Below are 15,685 nucleotides of genomic sequence, written 5' to 3'. Positions count from 1 at the left end.
GGAGGGGACGCGGAGCGTCCCGGGCTGCATTCCCGCGCGGAGCGCGGGAACGATCATTAGGGGGGAGGTTACGGGCGGATTTCGATCATCGTGCCGTCAGGCACCAGGCCCCAGACTTCGCGCATGTCCATGTTGCGCATGGCGATGCAGCCGTCGGTCCAGTCCAGGGTGTGGAACAGGTCTTCGGGGTTGTCTTCGGTGTCCGGGGTGCCGTGGATCATGATCATGCCGCCAGGCTCGACGCCTTCGCGCCGGGCGCGGGCGGAGTCGCTGACGTTGGGGTAGGAGATGTGCATCGCCAGGTTGAAACGGTCGCTGGTCTTGCGCCAGTCCAGCCAGTAAAGGCCTTCGGGGGTGCGTTTATCACCTTCCATCAGTTTTGGGCCAATGGGGCGTTTGCCCAATGAAATGCGATAGGTCTTGAACGGCTTGCCGTCGTTGATCAACTGCAACTGATGGGCAGATTTGAGGACCAGAACTTTTTCGATGACTTTGCCGTCCGGGGCGGCCGCGACGGAAGCCTGGGAGAGTGCGACGAACGATAAGCAAAACAGGGCAAGCAACCAGCGCATTGAAACGATATCCCTAAGAGGTGTCGCGAGTATTTTATTTATAGATGGTTTTTTACTAACAAGTGCTTAGATGATGGCAGGCTGAGCGAGTGGCGGGATCGATTCGGACCGCACGGGGTAGACCTCGGTCCGCCGGTCAGCGAAGAAGCATTCTAATGTACGGCCCACCGTGCGGAAAGCCAGTTCGCCCCAAGGAATATCGGCCTCTTCGAACAGCTGCACTTCCAGGCTCTCGGGGCCTGCGCGAAAATCCAGATCCACCAGCTCAGCGCGAAAGAACACATGCACCTGACTGATGTGCGGCACATCGATCAGCGTATAGATGCTCAGGTTGCGTACCCGGGCGCAAGCTTCTTCGGCGGTCTCGCGAATGGCGGCCTGTTCGATGGTCTCACCGTTTTCCATGAAACCGGCGGGCAGGGTCCAATAACCGAGCCGTGGCTCGATGGCGCGACGGCACAGCAATATCTTCGAACCCCAGGTCGGCACGCAACCGGCGACGATATTGGGGTTCTGGTAATGAATGGTATGACAGCTGTCGCAGACAAAACGCAGGCGCGAATCGCCTTCGGGGATGCGCTGGGTTACCGGGTTGCCGCATTGACTGCAAAATTTCATGCTTGGGTTCCTGAATGCTGCGCCTATCTTGGCGTGCAGCGGTGTCGGTCGGCAAGTTGTCGTTTCGCGACATGAGGCTTTTCGGGGGTTGGGCGGCCGGTGCGATTGGTGCATGATGCAGGGTAAGGCACAGATCGAGAAGACTCATGCTGGACGAGCTACTGCACCGGGTAAGCAATCACACGCCGCGTACGCTGGAAACTGACCGACGTTTCCCCGAAGCCGCGGTATTGGTGCCCATCACGCGCAGTGACGAACCGGAACTGGTCCTGACCCTTCGCGCGAGTGGGCTCTCGACCCATGGCGGTGAAGTCGCTTTTCCCGGCGGTCGACGCGACCCTGAAGACCCTGATCTGATCTTTACCGCTCTGCGCGAGGCCGAAGAAGAAATCGGCCTGCCGCCGGGGCTGGTTGAAGTGATCGGCCCGCTGAGCCCGCTGATCTCTCTGCACGGCATCAAGGTCACACCTTATGTCGGTGTGATTCCGGATTTCGTTGAATACCTGGCCAACGATGCCGAGATCGCCGCAGTGTTCAGCGTGCCCCTGGAATTCTTCCGCAAGGACCCGCGCGAGCACACCCACCGCATCGACTATCAGGGCCACAGTTGGTACGTGCCGAGCTATCGTTATGGCGAGTACAAGATCTGGGGGCTGACGGCGATCATGATCGTCGAGTTGATCAACCTGCTCTATGACGCGAAAATCAGCCTGCATCAACCGCCCAAGAGTTTTATCAACACCTGAAGCCATCGCTCGTATGGCGTGAATCCTGCTATTCGCTAGCGAGCCAGGCCTGGTCGTGAGGACAACAAGATGAAATACCGCCTGGGCGACGCCCGCGTCGAGACCCATCCGCAGAGCTGGGTCGCACCCAATGCCGTGCTGGTGGGCAAGGTCAAACTGGAAGAGGGCGCCAACGTCTGGTTCAACGCCGTGTTGCGTGGCGACAACGAATTGATCCTGATCGGCAAGAACAGCAACGTGCAGGACGGCACCGTGATGCACACCGACATGGGCTATCCGCTGACCATCGGTACCGGCGTGACCATCGGCCACAACGCCATGCTTCATGGCTGCACGGTGGGCGATTACAGCCTGATCGGCATCAATGCGGTGATCCTCAATGGCGCAAAAATCGGCAAGAACTGCATCATCGGCGCCAACTCGTTGATCGGTGAAGGCAAGGAAATTCCGGATGGCTCGCTGGTCATGGGCTCGCCGGGCAAGGTGGTACGCGAACTGACCGAGCCGCAGAAGAAGATGCTCGAAGCCAGCGCCGCGCACTATGTGCACAACTCGCAGCGTTATGCCCGCGATCTGGTCGAGCAGGAACAATGAGCACCACTGAAAGGCCGGTCCCGTCGCCGTGTGTGAACATTTGTGCGCTGGATGAGGATGACATTTGCACCGGGTGTCAGCGCACGGTGGAAGAAATCACCCGCTGGAGCCGGATGGACAACGAGGAGCGGCGCAAGGTGCTGGGGTTGTGTCATGAGCGGGCGAAGTCGAGTGGGCTGATCTGGATGTTGCCTTCCAAATCCGATTCCTGATTTTTTGTGGTAGCGCGGCTTTTGTGGCGAGGGGGCTTGCCCCCGTTGCGTTGCGAAGCGGCGCTAAACCTGCGACTTCATTCTTTCAGGCGTACGGCGTTTGCTGATTTCACGACTGCTGCGCAGCCGAACGGGGGCGAGCCCCCTCGCCACAGGTTATCTGTACGCTGAAGATGAAGTACCCTGTGCACAAAATTGACAGGTGTCCCCCGTCCCATGCTTTTCCTGATCGCCTACATCAGCAGCGTCGTGCTGATCAATTACGCCTTTTCCACCGCCCCGCACCTGGACATCATCTGGTCGGCCTGGGGTGGCCTGGTGTTCGTGCTGCGCGACATGGTGCAAACCCGCTTCGGCCATGGCGCGATCGCGGCGATGCTAGTGGCGCTGGGGCTGTCTTACGTCACCTCCGATCCCTCAATTGCTCTCGCCAGTGCCACGGCGTTCGCCGTGTCCGAGTGCATCGACTGGCTGGTGTTCAGCCTCACCAAGCGCCCGTTGCACGATCGCCTGTGGATAAGTTCGGCCCTGAGCATCCCGCTGGACACTTTCATCTTCTTCGGCATGATCGATGCGCTCACGCCGGGCGTGATCTTCACTGCGCTGGGTTCGAAGTTCGCGGGCGTCACCGTGGTCTGGTTGGCCATGGCCTGGCGCCTGCGCAAACAGGCCGTCGTCAGCTGAAGCCAAAACCTCAGGTTCATGTAAAATGCCGCGCTTTCTCCCCATGGGAAGCGCGCTTCCCTCGATGATCCGCTCCTTTGAGGACCTGAGATGACCCGTATCGGAACTCCATTGTCGCCAACCGCGACCCGCGTATTGATGTGTGGCTGTGGTGAGTTGGGCAAGGAAGTGGTGATCGAGCTGCAACGCCTGGGCGTTGAAGTGATTGCCGTGGATCGCTACGCCAATGCGCCGGCCATGCAAGTCGCCCATCGCAGCCATGTGATCAATATGCTCGACGGCGCCGCCCTGCGTGCGGTGATCGAAGCCGAGAAACCGCATTTCATCGTGCCGGAAATCGAAGCCATCGCCACCGCGACCCTGGTGGAGCTGGAGTCCGAAGGTTTCACCGTGATCCCGACTGCCCGCGCCGCACAGTTGACCATGAACCGCGAAGGCATCCGTCGCCTGGCCGCTGAAGAGCTGGACCTGCCGACATCGCCGTACCACTTCGCCGACACCTTCGAGGATTACCGCAAGGCAGTCGAAGACCTGGGGTTCCCGTGCGTGGTCAAACCGGTCATGAGTTCCTCGGGCAAGGGCCAGAGCCTGCTGCGCAGCGTCGATGACGTGCAGAAAGCCTGGGATTACGCTCAAGAAGGCGGCCGCGCTGGTAAAGGCCGCGTGATTATTGAAGGTTTCATCGACTTCGACTACGAAATCACTCTGCTGACCGTGCGTCACGTCGGCGGCACTACGTTCTGTGCGCCTGTCGGTCACCGTCAGGAGAAGGGCGACTACCAGGAATCCTGGCAGCCACAAGCCATGAGCCCGGTTGCTTTGGCCGAATCCGAGCGCGTTGCCAAAGCGGTCACCGAAGCCTTGGGCGGTCGTGGCCTGTTTGGCGTCGAGTTGTTCATCAAGGGCGATCAGGTGTGGTTCAGCGAAGTCTCGCCGCGCCCGCATGACACCGGTCTGGTGACCCTGATTTCCCAGGACCTGTCGCAGTTCGCACTGCACGCACGGGCGATCCTGGGCCTGCCGATTCCACTGATCCGTCAGTTCGGCCCATCGGCGTCGGCGGTGATTCTGGTGGAAGGGCAGTCGACTCAGACCGCTTTCGCCAACCTGGGTGCAGCGTTGAGCGAGCCGGATACTGCGTTGCGTCTGTTCGGCAAGCCTGAAGTCAATGGCCAGCGGCGGATGGGGGTGGCGTTGGCTCGCGACGAGTCTATCGAAGCTGCTCGTGCAAAAGCGACCCGTGCTGCTCAGGCTGTTGTAGTCGAGCTGTAAACCGAGGCGCGGAATTCGCGAGCAGGCCCGCTCCCACAGGATTTAGGCTGGTCACAAATTTTGTGTACACCTGAAAACCAATGTGGGAGCGAGCCTGCTCGCGATGGCGGCCTGTCAGGCAACCCGATTCAAATCGTTATTGCGTGTCTCCTTCAGGCATAGCACCGCTATCAGGCTCAGCACCGCCGCCCCCGACACATACCCGCCGACATAACTCAAACCACCCATCGCCACCAGTTTCTGCGCAAAGAACGGTGCCGCCGAGGCGCCGACAATACCGCCCAGGTTGTAAGCCGCCGATGCGCCGGTATAGCGCACGTGGGTCGGAAACAGCTCCGGCAGTAGCGCGCCCATCGGCGCAAACGTCACGCCCATCAGAAACAGTTCTATGCACAGGAACAACGCCACGCCCCAGGTCGAGCCATGGGTTAGCAGCGGTTCCATCAAGAATCCGGACAGAATCGCCAGCACGCCGCCAATGATCAGCACCGGTTTACGCCCGAAACGGTCGCTGGCCCAGGCCGACAGCGGTGTTGCGGCCGCCATGAACAGCACCGCGAAACATAGCAGGGCGAGAAAGGTTTCCCGGGTGTAGCCAAGCGTCGACACACCGTAACTCAGGGAAAACACCGTCGAGATGTAGAACAGTGCATAGCACACCACCATCGACCCGGCGCCCAGCAGCATCGGTGCCCAGTATTGGCTGAACAGCTCGACCAACGGAATCTTCACCCGCTCCTGGCGAGCCACGGCGTTGGCGAACACTGGGGTTTCGTGGAGCTTGAGGCGTACGTACAGGCCCACCATCACCAGTGCGGCACTGAGCAGGAACGGAATCCGCCAGCCCCACGAACGGAATTGCTCGTCGTTCAGGCTCATGGCCAGGGTCAGGAACAGGCCGTTGGCCGCCAGAAACCCGATCGATGGGCCGAGTTGTGGAAACATGCCGAACCAGGCGCGCTTGCCTTTGGGCGCATTCTCCGTGGCCAGCAATGCGGCGCCGCCCCATTCGCCACCTAGCCCCAGGCCTTGGCCGAAGCGCAGCACGCAAAGCAGGATCGGCGCCCAGGCGCCAATGCTGTCGTAACCCGGCAGCACGCCGATCAGCGTGGTGCACACGCCCATCAGCAGCAAGGACGCAACCAGTGTTGATTTGCGCCCGATGCGGTCACCAAAATGGCCGAACAGCGCCGAACCCAGCGGCCGCGCAAGGAAAGCAATGCCGAAGGTGAGGAATGCCGACAGCATCTGCGCGGTGCCGGAGGTTTGCGGAAAGAACACCGGTCCGATCACCAATGCTGCGGCGGTGGCATAGACGTAGAAGTCATAGAACTCGATGGCTGTGCCGATGAAACTCGCGGTAGCCACGCGGGTGGCGGAGTTTGTCGGTTGCGCAGGCGCGGTGTCGCTGAACGTTGTGCTGGTCGTCATGTCGTTATCCCTGACAGTCATGTGCCCCAGTGGAGCGAATTATTATGGTCGAATACCCAGGGATGTGGGTTGAGGATCGGTCGCTGTTCAAGGTAGGAACAGTCGCCGCAGTGGTACGGATGGTGTCGAAGATCTGGCCGGAACCTGCTGCATGCGGGGTAAGCATGTGGTTCGGTGGGAGGCTTGGGTAAGCCGGCTCGATTATAGGAAGGTGGCTAACTATCGAACAAGAGGGATGGTTGTTTTAACCCATTAACGGATAAGCGCAGGCGCTGAGCTGGTATGCCAGATCAGCACGCGCGTGACGCGATTTTCTTCAGTCTCCAGAATCTCCAGCCGGTATCGTCCGATCTTCAGGCACACCGCACTGTCCGGAATTGTCTCCAACGCCTCGGTCACCAGGCCGTTGAGGGTTTTCGGACCATCGCTGGGCAAATGCCAGCCGAGGCTCTTGTTCAGTTCGCGGATGGACGCTGCGCCATCAATCACCAGTCGGCCATCGGCCTGTGGGTGAATGTGCGGGTTATCCAGGCTGTGCTGGCTTTCGAACTCTCCGACGATTTCTTCGAGAATATCCTCCAGGGTCACGATACCGAGTACTTCCCCGTACTCGTCGACCACCATGCCCAAGCGCCGCTGCTGCTTGTGGAAATTCAGCAATTGCAGCTGCAACGGTGTGCTTTCCGGCACGAAGTACGGTTCGTGACTGGCCGCCAGCAGCGCTTCCACGGTCAGGCTTGAATCCGGCAGCAAATGACGGATCTGTCGGGTGTTGAGCACCGCTTCAACCTGGTTGATGTCGCTGTGGAATACCGGCAGGCGGGTGCGCCTGTTGTGGCGCAGTTGCTCGATGATTTCTTCGAGGGGGTCGTCCAGATTGATCCCGTCGACGTCGCTGCGTGGCACCAGAATATCGTTGACCGTGATGTTATCCAGTGCGTGGATACCTGACAGTGGGCGATAGGCCGCATGTTCGTGATCGTCGTGCCGATCTGCCGGTGCCTCGTCTTCGCTTTGCTGCACCACGTTGATTTTGCGGGCGAATGGCCGCATCAGCAGTTGGCTGATGCCATTGAGTAGCCATGCGGCGGGATAGACGATTTTCAACGGTATGCCGAGCAGTGTGTTACCCAAGGCCAGGACGGCATCCGGATAGCGGGCGGCGAGGGCGCGTGGCAGGTAGTCGGCGAACACCAGCAACACTGCGCCGGCACCGAGGCAGGCAATCCAGGGGCCGTTTTGTGCCCAGGTGAAAATCGCCAGCAAGGTGCTGATGACCACCACCAGCGCGCGGCACAAGGTGTTGCAGAGGATCAGGCTGTTGAGCGGGAAGCTCAGCTTGGCCACGGGTTTGTCGCTGGAGCGCGAGGCCGTGCGCTGGGCCAGTAATTGCTGTTGCGCAACTTCGATGGCGGTAAACAGCCCCGACCATAAAATCAGCAGGGCCAGCACCGCGAGCATCGGTCCTATGGGCAAGTCGTCCATTAATGCCGCCCGTCAGATGTGCAGAATGTATTCACGGACCAGCTTGCTGCCGAAATACGCCAGCATCAGCAGGCAGAAACCGGCTAGGGTCCAGCGGATGGCTTTGTGTCCGCGCCAGCCGAGACGGTTGCGCCCCCAGAGCAGCACGCTGAACACGATCCAGGCCAGGCATGCCAGCAGGGTTTTATGCACCAGGTGCTGGGCGAACAGATTCTCGACGAACAGCCAGCCGGAAATCAGCGACAACGACAGCAGGCTCCAGCCGGCCCAGAGGAAACCGAACAGCAGGCTTTCCATGGTTTGCAGCGGCGGGAAGTTCTTGATCAGCCCGGACGGATGCTTGTGCTTGAGCTGATGGTCCTGAACCAGCAGCAGCAAGGCCTGGAACACCGCGATGGTGAACATGCCGTAAGCGAGGATCGACAAGAGAATGTGGGCGAGAATGCCTGGCTCTTCGTCGATGACCTGCACCGTGCCGGCGGGGGCGAACTGTGCCAGCAGCGCAGTAGCGGCGCCCAGCGGGAACAGCAATATAAGCAGGTTTTCCACCGGAATCCGTGAGCAGGCCAGCAGGGTCAGGGCGATGACCGCTGCGGCAATCAGGCTGGCGGCGCTGAAAAAGTCCAGGGCCAGGCCGACCGGAGTCAGCAGATAGCTGATCAGGCTGGCGCTGTGGGCCAGCACGGCCAGTACGCCGAGCGTGACCAGCAGGCGCTTGTTCGCCTTGGCACCGGTGGCCAGGCGAGTGCCTTGATAGAAGGTCGCAGCGGCATATAAGCAGGCGGCGGCGAGAGTGGTAAGCAAGCTGGGTGACAAGGGGAGCATAAATCCTGTTAGGCAGGCCCGAAAGGCGTTGAGTTTGGCATAGAACCCATACGGCACGAAAGACTATACAAGCTGACGGCGAGGTGTCCGCCAGACGCAGTCTTCGCTATAATCCGCGACCTGCCCACGCCGCAGGCTCGCCGAGCACATGTTGATTCCGGTCTGGGCCGCCATTATCCCGGTCTACACAGGGCCTGAAAGGATCGCGCAATGTTTGAAAACTTAACCGACCGTCTCTCGCAGACGCTGCGCCATGTCACCGGCAAGGCCAAGCTGACCGAAGACAACATCAAAGACACCCTGCGCGAAGTGCGCATGGCGTTGCTCGAAGCCGACGTCGCCTTGCCGGTGGTCAAAGACTTCGTCAATTCGGTGAAGGAACGCGCTGTCGGCACCGAGGTGTCGCGCAGCCTGACGCCGGGCCAGGCCTTCGTGAAGATCGTCCAGGCCGAACTCGAAAGCCTGATGGGCGCGGCCAACGAAGACCTGAACCTGAGCGCCGTTCCACCGGCCGTGGTTCTGATGGCCGGTTTGCAGGGTGCGGGTAAAACCACCACCGCCGGCAAACTGGCGCGCTTCCTTAAGGAGCGCAAGAAGAAGTCTGTGATGGTCGTGTCCGCGGACGTTTACCGTCCGGCGGCGATCAAGCAGCTGGAAACCCTGGCCAACGACATCGGCGTGACGTTCTTCCCGTCCGACCTGAGCCAGAAGCCGGTCGACATCGCGCAAGCGGCTATTAAAGAAGCCAAGCTGAAATTCATCGACGTGGTCATCGTCGACACCGCCGGTCGTTTGCACATCGACGAAGAGATGATGGGTGAGATCAAGGCGCTGCACGCTGCGATCAATCCGGTCGAAACCCTGTTCGTGGTCGATGCCATGACCGGTCAGGACGCCGCCAACACGGCCAAGGCCTTCGGCGATGCATTGCCGCTGACCGGTGTGATCCTGACCAAGGTCGACGGCGATGCCCGTGGCGGTGCCGCATTGTCGGTACGTGCTATTACCGGCAAGCCGATCAAGTTCATCGGTATGGGCGAGAAGAGCGAAGCGCTCGAACCGTTCCACCCTGAGCGTATCGCATCGCGCATCCTCGGCATGGGCGACGTGCTCAGCCTGATCGAACAGGCCGAAGCGACCCTCGACAAGGACAAGGCCGACAAACTGGCCAAGAAGCTGAAGAAGGGCAAGGGCTTCGACCTCGAAGACTTCCGCGATCAGCTGCAACAGATGAAGAACATGGGGGGGCTCGGCGGCCTCATGGACAAGCTGCCGAATATCGGCGGTGTGAACCTGGCGCAGATGGGCAATGCCCAGGGCGCGGCAGAGAAGCAATTCAAGCAGATGGAAGCCATCATCAATTCCATGACCCCGGCCGAGCGCCGCGACCCTGAGCTGATCAGTGGTTCGCGCAAGCGCCGGATTGCCATGGGTTCCGGCACCCAGGTGCAGGACATCGGTCGCTTGATCAAGCAGCACAAGCAGATGCAGAAGATGATGAAGAAATTCTCCGCGAAAGGCGGAATGGCCAAAATGATGCGCGGCATGGGCGGTATGTTGCCCGGCGGCGGCATGCCCAAGATGTAAAGAATTCGCGCAGGAGCTTGCTCCTGCGCCGACCCACACGGACGTGGGATCTCCAGCAAACCCGCACTTGGCGGGAGCTGACTGGCCATCTTCAACGATGGCTCTATAGCAAATCTGGATGGCACGCCGATAGGCGCCGGAAAAAGACATTTGCAAAAGTCCGGATATTCCTTAGAATATGCGGCCTTTCGGGCACCTATGCCCGCTGTGCATTTAGATTTGCAGCACCGACTACAGGAACGATGTTCACATGCTAACAATCCGTCTTGCCCTTGGCGGCTCCAAAAAGCGCCCGTTTTACCACTTGACCGTAACCGACAGCCGCAACCCGCGTGACGGTTCGCACAAGGAACAGGTTGGTTTCTTCAACCCTGTTGCTCGTGGTCAAGAAGTTCGTCTGTCCGTGAACCAAGAGCGCGTAGCCTACTGGCTGAGCGTTGGTGCACAGCCTTCTGAGCGCGTTGCTCAGTTGTTGAAGGAATCTGCTAAGGCTGCGGCCTGAGCAATATGAACGCGACGCCAGCTGTTGCTGATGATTTGATCGTTATCGGCAAGATTTATTCTGTTCACGGCGTTCGCGGCGAAGTGAAGGTGTATTCCTTTACTGATCCGATTAAAAACCTGTTGGACTACAAAACCTGGACGCTCAGGCGCGAAGGCAACGTAAAACAGGTCGAGCTGGTCAGCGGACGCGGGAACGACAAGTTCCTGGTCGCAAAGCTCAAGGGTCTTGATGATCGTGAAGAAGCTCGTCTTCTGGCTGGTTATGAGATCTGCGTGCCGCGCAACCTGTTCCCTGAATTGACCGATGGCGAGTACTACTGGTACCAGCTGGAAGGTCTGAAGGTCATCGATACTCACGGGCAACTGTTCGGGAAAATCGATCATCTTCTGGAAACCGGCGCCAATGATGTAATGGTGGTCAAGCCTTGCGCTGGCAGCCTGGATGATCGCGAACGCCTGTTGCCGTATACCGAGCAATGCGTGTTGGCCGTCGATCTGGCAGCGGGCGAGATGAAGGTGGAATGGGATGCGGACTTCTAAACGTGGCTAACCTGCGCGTAGAAGTGATCAGTTTGTTTCCCGAGATGTTCTCCGCCATCAGCGAGTACGGCATCACCAGTCGGGCGGTGAAACAGGGGCTGTTGCAGCTTACCTGTTGGAATCCGCGAGACTACACGACGGATCGACATCACACTGTGGATGATCGCCCATTTGGCGGTGGTCCTGGCATGGTGATGAAGATCAAGCCCCTGGAAGATGCTCTGGTTCAGGCCAAGGCAGCAGCCGGGGAGGCGGCGAAGGTAATTTACCTGTCCCCCCAAGGCCGTCAACTGACACAGTCGGCGGTTCGCGAGTTGGCGAATCTGGATGCATTGATCCTGATTGCTGGCCGCTATGAAGGCATTGACGAGCGTTTTATTGATGCTCATGTCGATGAAGAGTGGTCGATTGGCGACTATGTACTGTCTGGTGGTGAGCTGCCGGCGATGGTCCTGATCGATGCGGTTACACGACTGCTGCCTGGAGCTTTAGGGCATGCGGACTCCGCTGAGGAAGATTCCTTTACGGATGGTTTGCTGGATTGCCCGCACTACACCCGACCGGAGGTGTATGCGGATCAGCGTGTTCCCGACGTATTGCTAAGTGGCAATCACGCGCACATCCGGCGTTGGCGTTTACAGCAGTCCCTTGGTCGGACCTATGAACGGCGCGCCGATCTTCTGGAAAGCCGCTCGCTTTCTGGAGAAGAGAAGAAGCTGCTCGAGGAATACATCCGCGAGCGGGACGATAGTTAACAACGTATCGATGGTAGATCCGACGATTTACCTTAGGAGCACAGCATGACTAACAAAATCATCCTTGCACTCGAAGCAGAGCAGATGACTAAAGAGATCCCTACCTTTGCCCCGGGCGACACCATTGTCGTTCAGGTGAAAGTGAAGGAAGGCGATCGTTCGCGTCTGCAAGCGTTCGAAGGCGTAGTTATCGCCAAGCGTAACCGCGGCGTAAACAGTGCTTTCACCGTTCGTAAAATCTCCAACGGTGTTGGCGTAGAGCGTACTTTCCAGACCTACAGCCCGCAAATCGACAGCATGGCTGTCAAGCGTCGCGGTGACGTACGTAAAGCCAAGCTGTACTATCTGCGTGACCTGTCCGGTAAAGCAGCTCGCATCAAGGAAAAACTGGCTTAAGTCCAGCTTCCGATGCCGAAAAGCTGGCCTGCTCAGGTTGGCTTTTCAAGAAAATGCCCCGTATCGAAAGATGCGGGGCATTTTTCGTTATGGCTGCATATAAAAAACTGCGGCGCGCTTCCTGTAGTGGCAGGCTTCGCTGGCTGCTGCGGATCGCGTTACGGCTTAACTTGGGGATTTTGTCTGCACAAAAGCAAACGCCCCGAACCAGTCGGGGCGTTTGCTTTAAGTGCTGCGGCTTTTTGGGCTTGGGCGCTTAGCGCTTCAGCGAAGCTGGCAGGTGTGGCTGGATCGCTGTCAGTACTGCCTTGAAGCACTTGGTGTTGCCGGCAACGACGTGACCTTTCTCCAGGAAGTCGTGGCCGCCGGTGAAGTCGCTCACCAAGCCACCGGCTTCCTGGATCAACAGGGCGCCGGCAGCCATGTCCCACTCGGACAGGCCCGACTCCCAGAAGGCGTCGAAACGGCCGGCGGCCACGTAGGCCAGGTCGAGGCTTGCCGAGCCGGCGCGGCGGATGCCGGCGGTCTGGCCAACCAGGGCGCGGAACATGCCCAGGTAGTTGTCGAGGTTATCCATCTGGTCGTCACGGAACGGGAAGCCGGTACCCAGCAGGGCGCCGTCCAAGCTGGTACGGCCGCTAACGCGAAGGCGACGACCGTTCAGTTGAGCGCCGCGACCACGGCTGGCGGTGAATTCTTCCTGGCGAACCGGGTCCAGAACAACAGCATGTTCCAGGCGACCGCGGTATTTGCAGGCGATGCTGACAGCGAAGTGAGGAATGCCGCGCAGGAAGTTGGTGGTGCCGTCCAGTGGGTCGATGATCCACAGGTATTCTTCGCCTTCGATGCCGGTGCCGGCATGCAGGCCGGTTTCTTCACCCATGATCGAGTGATTCGGGTAGGCCTTGCGCAGTGCGTCGATGATTTTCTGTTCGGCGGCGCGATCCACCTCGGATACATAATCCTTGGCGTCTTTTTCGTCGACCTTGATGGTATCCAGGCGCTCGATGGAGCGGAAGATCAATTCACTGGCGCTGCGGGCGGCGCGCAGCGCGATATTCAGCATGGGCTGCATGGATGTGTCACCTAAGGTTGTTAAAGAAAGCCGGGCATTCTATCAGAAAGTTTCTACAGGAGAAGGTCGACGTTCGCTTTCATGGCTTAACGGTAGGAGGAGCTGTAAGATTCGGCTCCCCCATTCAATGTTCGAGAGCGCCTCCCTTGCTGCAAAACATTCGTGTCGTCCTGGTCAATACCAGTCATCCCGGAAATATCGGCGGTGCTGCGCGTGCCATGAAGAACATGGGCCTGTCGCGACTGGTGCTGGTCGAGCCGCGGTTGTTCCCGCACCACGAGGCCGATGCGCGTGCGTCCGGCGCCGGGGACATCCTTGAAAACGCGCAAGTCGTCGCCACCTTGGAAGATGCCTTGGTCGGCTGCAATCTGGTGCTGGGTACCAGTGCTCGTGATCGTCGCATTCCCTGGCCGTTGCTCGATCCCCGTGAGTGCGGTGCAAGGGTGGTCGAGGAAGCGGGGCAGGGTGCCGAGATCGCATTGGTGTTCGGTCGTGAAGATTCCGGCCTGACCAACGAAGAATTGCAGCGATGTCATTATCACGTGCACATCCCATCAGACCCCGAGTTCAGTTCGCTGAACCTCGGGGCGGCGGTGCAGGTGTTGAGCTATGAAGTGCGCATGTCCTGGCTGGCGGCCCAAGGTCAGCCGAGCAAGGTCGAGAAGGAAGAAGTGGCGTCCACCAAGAGTGGTGAGCTGGCGACCATGGATGAGCTGGAGCGATTCTATGAGCACCTGGAGCAAACCCTGGTAGCCATCGAATTCCTCGACCCGGAAAAGCCACGGCACTTGATGGCGCGCCTGCGCCGGTTGTACGGACGCAGCTCGGTCAGCCGGGCGGAAATGAATATATTGCGTGGCATCCTCACGGAAACCCAGAAGGCGGCCCGTGGCGAGCTTCTAAAGCGGAAGGATTAATGATGTTCGAGCGTTTGCGTGAAGATATCCAAAGTGTTTTTCATCGTGACCCTGCGGCGCGTAATGCTTTTGAGGTCCTGACCTGCTATCCGGGCATGCATGCCATCTGGATCCATCGCCTGTCGTCGCTCCTGTGGCGTGCAGATCTGAAATGGCTGGCGCGGCTGGTGTCGAACTTCGGTCGCTGGTTGACCGGGATCGAGATTCATCCGGGGGCCAAGGTCGGTCGTCGCTTCTTTATCGACCATGGCATGGGCATCGTTATTGGTGAGACTGCCGAGATCGGCAACGACGTCACCCTTTATCAGGGCGTGACCCTCGGTGGCACCAGTTGGAACAAGGGTAAGCGTCACCCGACCCTGGAGGACGGTGTGGTGGTTGGTGCCGGCGCCAAGGTGCTCGGCCCATTCACTGTCGGTGCCGGGGCCAAGGTGGGTTCCAATGCCGTGGTCACCAAGGCAGTTCCGCCGGGTGCGACGGTGGTGGGGATTCCGGGGCGGATTATCGTCAAGTCCGACGATGAGCAGGATGCCAGGCGCAAGGCCATGGCCGAGAAGATCGGCTTCGATGCCTACGGTGTCGGCGAAGACATGCCGGACCCGGTGGCCCGGGCGATCGGTCAGTTGCTCGATCACTTGCAGGCGGTCGATGGGCGTCTGGAGGGTATGTGCGGAGCGCTGAAGGATCTGGGCAGTAATTACTGTGCCAAGGATCTGCCTGAACTGCGTGAAGAAGACTTTGCCTGTGTGAAGGGCAAGGATGAAAGCAAGGCCAGCTGATTCATGGCAGGGTCGCATTCAGGCATTTGCACCGCGCTGGTTGGTGTGCCATTGCGCCGCAGACCCTGCTATGATGCGCGCGCTCTTTTGCGGGTAAACCTGAGTAATGCGCTAGGTCTTATAGTTGACTTAAATACTCGGGAATTGCATACTCGCCCCATTCCGAACTCCGTGGTAATTGTCCATGCGACTGACTACAAAAGGCCGATACGCCGTGACCGCCATGCTTGACCTGGCGTTACACGCGCAGCACGGGCCGGTGTCCCTGGCCGATATCTCCGAGCGCCAAGGCATCTCCCTGTCCTACCTCGAGCAGCTTTTCGCCAAATTGCGCCGTAGCAATCTGGTGTCCAGTGTTCGCGGTCCGGGCGGTGGCTACCAATTGTCCCGCGACATGCAGGGCATCCAGGTCGCCCAGGTAATCGATGCGGTCAACGAATCGGTCGATGCAACCAAGTGCCAGGGTCAGGGCGATTGCCATTCCGGCGACACCTGTCTGACTCACCATTTGTGGTGCGATCTTAGCCTGCAGATTCACGAATTTCTGAGCGGTATCAGCTTGGCTGACCTTGTAACTCGCCGTGAGGTGCAAGAAGTAGCCCAGCGTCAGGACCAGCGTCGTTGCAACAGCAAGACGCCACGCCTGGACAAGATTGAAGCGTCCGCCGTCGAATGACAGCCAAAGAGCTAGCG

General features: G+C 59.2%; 19 protein-coding genes. 13 read left to right on the top strand and 6 right to left on the bottom strand.

What is annotated here, in order from left to right:
• Positions 1–68: 68 nt before the first annotated feature.
• Entirely contained in the window at positions 69–572 is a 504-nt protein-coding gene (locus tag PSH69_RS24495) for a murein L,D-transpeptidase family protein (RefSeq protein WP_305410066.1), read from the bottom strand.
• 66 nt (positions 573–638) lie between these two features.
• Positions 639–1,190, bottom strand: coding sequence for an NUDIX hydrolase (locus PSH69_RS24490; RefSeq protein WP_019647760.1), 552 nt, complete (start codon positions 1,188–1,190; stop codon positions 639–641).
• Positions 1,191–1,336: 146 nt separating this feature from the next.
• Between PSH69_RS24490 and PSH69_RS24485 the strand changes: the two genes are divergently transcribed.
• The 5 genes from PSH69_RS24485 to purT all read left to right on the top strand — a co-directional run bounded on the left by PSH69_RS24485 (position 1,337) and on the right by purT (position 4,698).
• On the top strand, positions 1,337–1,936 hold the full coding sequence (locus PSH69_RS24485) for a CoA pyrophosphatase (protein WP_018927081.1): 600 nt from the start codon (positions 1,337–1,339) through the stop codon (positions 1,934–1,936).
• A 69-nt stretch (positions 1,937–2,005) separates the two neighbouring features.
• On the top strand, positions 2,006–2,530 hold the full coding sequence (locus PSH69_RS24480) for a gamma carbonic anhydrase family protein (RefSeq protein ID WP_007936184.1): 525 nt from the start codon (positions 2,006–2,008) through the stop codon (positions 2,528–2,530).
• The gene (locus PSH69_RS24475) at positions 2,527–2,742 is read left to right on the top strand and encodes a DUF1289 domain-containing protein (protein WP_063341457.1); all 216 of its coding nucleotides are present in this window, start codon (positions 2,527–2,529) and stop codon (positions 2,740–2,742) included. The genes PSH69_RS24480 and PSH69_RS24475 overlap by 4 nt, the downstream gene beginning before the upstream one ends.
• A gap of 216 nt (positions 2,743–2,958) precedes the next feature.
• On the top strand, positions 2,959–3,426 hold the full coding sequence (locus PSH69_RS24470) for a VUT family protein (protein ID WP_018927079.1): 468 nt from the start codon (positions 2,959–2,961) through the stop codon (positions 3,424–3,426).
• Between the two features lie 90 nt (positions 3,427–3,516).
• Entirely contained in the window at positions 3,517–4,698 is a 1,182-nt protein-coding gene (gene purT, locus PSH69_RS24465) for a formate-dependent phosphoribosylglycinamide formyltransferase (protein ID WP_018927078.1), read from the top strand.
• A gap of 114 nt (positions 4,699–4,812) precedes the next feature.
• On the opposite strand, the gene PSH69_RS24460 is transcribed toward purT, so the two are convergent.
• The 3 genes from PSH69_RS24460 to PSH69_RS24450 form a co-directional block, all read right to left on the bottom strand.
• Positions 4,813–6,129, bottom strand: a complete 1,317-nt coding sequence (locus PSH69_RS24460) for an MFS transporter (protein ID WP_019581065.1) — start codon at positions 6,127–6,129, stop codon at positions 4,813–4,815.
• A gap of 252 nt (positions 6,130–6,381) precedes the next feature.
• Complete coding sequence (locus tag PSH69_RS24455; protein WP_305410065.1) at positions 6,382–7,614, bottom strand: transporter associated domain-containing protein; 1,233 nt, start codon at positions 7,612–7,614, stop codon at positions 6,382–6,384.
• A 12-nt stretch (positions 7,615–7,626) separates the two neighbouring features.
• Entirely contained in the window at positions 7,627–8,439 is an 813-nt protein-coding gene (locus tag PSH69_RS24450; protein ID WP_305410064.1) for an inner membrane protein YpjD, read from the bottom strand.
• Between the two features lie 210 nt (positions 8,440–8,649).
• Here PSH69_RS24450 and ffh point away from each other — a divergent pair, with 210 nt between their 5' ends.
• The 5 genes from ffh to rplS all read left to right on the top strand — a co-directional run bounded on the left by ffh (position 8,650) and on the right by rplS (position 12,221).
• Entirely contained in the window at positions 8,650–10,026 is a 1,377-nt protein-coding gene (gene ffh / locus PSH69_RS24445; protein ID WP_007941401.1) for a signal recognition particle protein, read from the top strand.
• Positions 10,027–10,276: 250 nt separating this feature from the next.
• The gene (gene rpsP / locus PSH69_RS24440; RefSeq protein WP_003198088.1) at positions 10,277–10,528 is read left to right on the top strand and encodes a 30S ribosomal protein S16; all 252 of its coding nucleotides are present in this window, start codon (positions 10,277–10,279) and stop codon (positions 10,526–10,528) included.
• Positions 10,529–10,533: 5 nt separating this feature from the next.
• A complete protein-coding gene (rimM, locus tag PSH69_RS24435) occupies positions 10,534–11,070 on the top strand; it encodes a ribosome maturation factor RimM (protein WP_019581061.1) in 537 nt (178 codons plus the stop codon).
• Positions 11,052–11,825, top strand: a complete 774-nt coding sequence (trmD, locus tag PSH69_RS24430) for a tRNA (guanosine(37)-N1)-methyltransferase TrmD (RefSeq protein ID WP_172901170.1) — start codon at positions 11,052–11,054, stop codon at positions 11,823–11,825. The genes rimM and trmD overlap by 19 nt, the downstream gene beginning before the upstream one ends.
• Positions 11,826–11,870: 45 nt before the next feature.
• Positions 11,871–12,221: a 50S ribosomal protein L19 gene (rplS, locus tag PSH69_RS24425; RefSeq protein WP_003175895.1), complete on the top strand. Its 351-nt coding sequence runs from the start codon at positions 11,871–11,873 to the stop codon at positions 12,219–12,221.
• Positions 12,222–12,477: 256 nt separating this feature from the next.
• Here the strand turns inward: rplS and suhB are convergent, their stop codons facing one another.
• Positions 12,478–13,296 (bottom strand): inositol-phosphate phosphatase, encoded by an 819-nt coding sequence (gene suhB, locus PSH69_RS24420; RefSeq protein ID WP_007941397.1) that lies wholly within the window; start codon positions 13,294–13,296, stop codon positions 12,478–12,480.
• A 146-nt stretch (positions 13,297–13,442) separates the two neighbouring features.
• Between suhB and trmJ the strand changes: the two genes are divergently transcribed.
• The 3 genes from trmJ to iscR all read left to right on the top strand — a co-directional run bounded on the left by trmJ (position 13,443) and on the right by iscR (position 15,668).
• A complete protein-coding gene (trmJ, locus tag PSH69_RS24415; RefSeq protein ID WP_018927071.1) occupies positions 13,443–14,213 on the top strand; it encodes a tRNA (cytosine(32)/uridine(32)-2'-O)-methyltransferase TrmJ in 771 nt (256 codons plus the stop codon).
• Positions 14,214–14,215: 2 nt separating this feature from the next.
• Entirely contained in the window at positions 14,216–14,992 is a 777-nt protein-coding gene (cysE, locus tag PSH69_RS24410; protein WP_305410063.1) for a serine O-acetyltransferase, read from the top strand.
• Positions 14,993–15,176: 184 nt separating this feature from the next.
• Complete coding sequence (gene iscR, locus PSH69_RS24405; RefSeq protein ID WP_007941394.1) at positions 15,177–15,668, top strand: Fe-S cluster assembly transcriptional regulator IscR; 492 nt, start codon at positions 15,177–15,179, stop codon at positions 15,666–15,668.
• Positions 15,669–15,685 lie beyond the last annotated feature (17 nt).

The sequence above is a fragment of the Pseudomonas sp. FP1740 genome, from assembly GCF_030687165.1.
In the GTDB taxonomy this organism is placed as follows: Bacteria; Pseudomonadota; Gammaproteobacteria; order Pseudomonadales; family Pseudomonadaceae; genus Aquipseudomonas.
Note: the sequence above shows the minus strand (reverse complement) of the source record. Positions and strands in the feature narration are given on the sequence as shown.

What these genes read in the sequence shown, in the direction of transcription:
- PSH69_RS24450 (WP_305410064.1), bottom strand. Translation starts at nt 8,439, where the DNA reads ATGCTCCCCTTGTCACCCAGCTTGCTTACCACTCTCGCCGCCGCCTGC.
- rimM (WP_019581061.1), top strand. Translation starts at nt 10,534, where the DNA reads ATGAACGCGACGCCAGCTGTTGCTGATGATTTGATCGTTATCGGCAAG.
- cysE (WP_305410063.1), top strand. Translation starts at nt 14,216, where the DNA reads ATGTTCGAGCGTTTGCGTGAAGATATCCAAAGTGTTTTTCATCGTGAC.
- PSH69_RS24485 (WP_018927081.1), top strand. Translation starts at nt 1,337, where the DNA reads ATGCTGGACGAGCTACTGCACCGGGTAAGCAATCACACGCCGCGTACG.
- PSH69_RS24480 (WP_007936184.1), top strand. Translation starts at nt 2,006, where the DNA reads ATGAAATACCGCCTGGGCGACGCCCGCGTCGAGACCCATCCGCAGAGC.
- PSH69_RS24495 (WP_305410066.1), bottom strand. Translation starts at nt 572, where the DNA reads ATGCGCTGGTTGCTTGCCCTGTTTTGCTTATCGTTCGTCGCACTCTCC.
- PSH69_RS24455 (WP_305410065.1), bottom strand. Translation starts at nt 7,614, where the DNA reads ATGGACGACTTGCCCATAGGACCGATGCTCGCGGTGCTGGCCCTGCTG.
- PSH69_RS24460 (WP_019581065.1), bottom strand. Translation starts at nt 6,129, where the DNA reads ATGACGACCAGCACAACGTTCAGCGACACCGCGCCTGCGCAACCGACA.
- rpsP (WP_003198088.1), top strand. Translation starts at nt 10,277, where the DNA reads ATGCTAACAATCCGTCTTGCCCTTGGCGGCTCCAAAAAGCGCCCGTTT.
- PSH69_RS24470 (WP_018927079.1), top strand. Translation starts at nt 2,959, where the DNA reads ATGCTTTTCCTGATCGCCTACATCAGCAGCGTCGTGCTGATCAATTAC.
- trmD (WP_172901170.1), top strand. Translation starts at nt 11,052, where the DNA reads ATGGGATGCGGACTTCTAAACGTGGCTAACCTGCGCGTAGAAGTGATC.
- rplS (WP_003175895.1), top strand. Translation starts at nt 11,871, where the DNA reads ATGACTAACAAAATCATCCTTGCACTCGAAGCAGAGCAGATGACTAAA.
- PSH69_RS24475 (WP_063341457.1), top strand. Translation starts at nt 2,527, where the DNA reads ATGAGCACCACTGAAAGGCCGGTCCCGTCGCCGTGTGTGAACATTTGT.
- iscR (WP_007941394.1), top strand. Translation starts at nt 15,177, where the DNA reads ATGCGACTGACTACAAAAGGCCGATACGCCGTGACCGCCATGCTTGAC.
- ffh (WP_007941401.1), top strand. Translation starts at nt 8,650, where the DNA reads ATGTTTGAAAACTTAACCGACCGTCTCTCGCAGACGCTGCGCCATGTC.
- suhB (WP_007941397.1), bottom strand. Translation starts at nt 13,296, where the DNA reads ATGCAGCCCATGCTGAATATCGCGCTGCGCGCCGCCCGCAGCGCCAGT.
- PSH69_RS24490 (WP_019647760.1), bottom strand. Translation starts at nt 1,190, where the DNA reads ATGAAATTTTGCAGTCAATGCGGCAACCCGGTAACCCAGCGCATCCCC.
- purT (WP_018927078.1), top strand. Translation starts at nt 3,517, where the DNA reads ATGACCCGTATCGGAACTCCATTGTCGCCAACCGCGACCCGCGTATTG.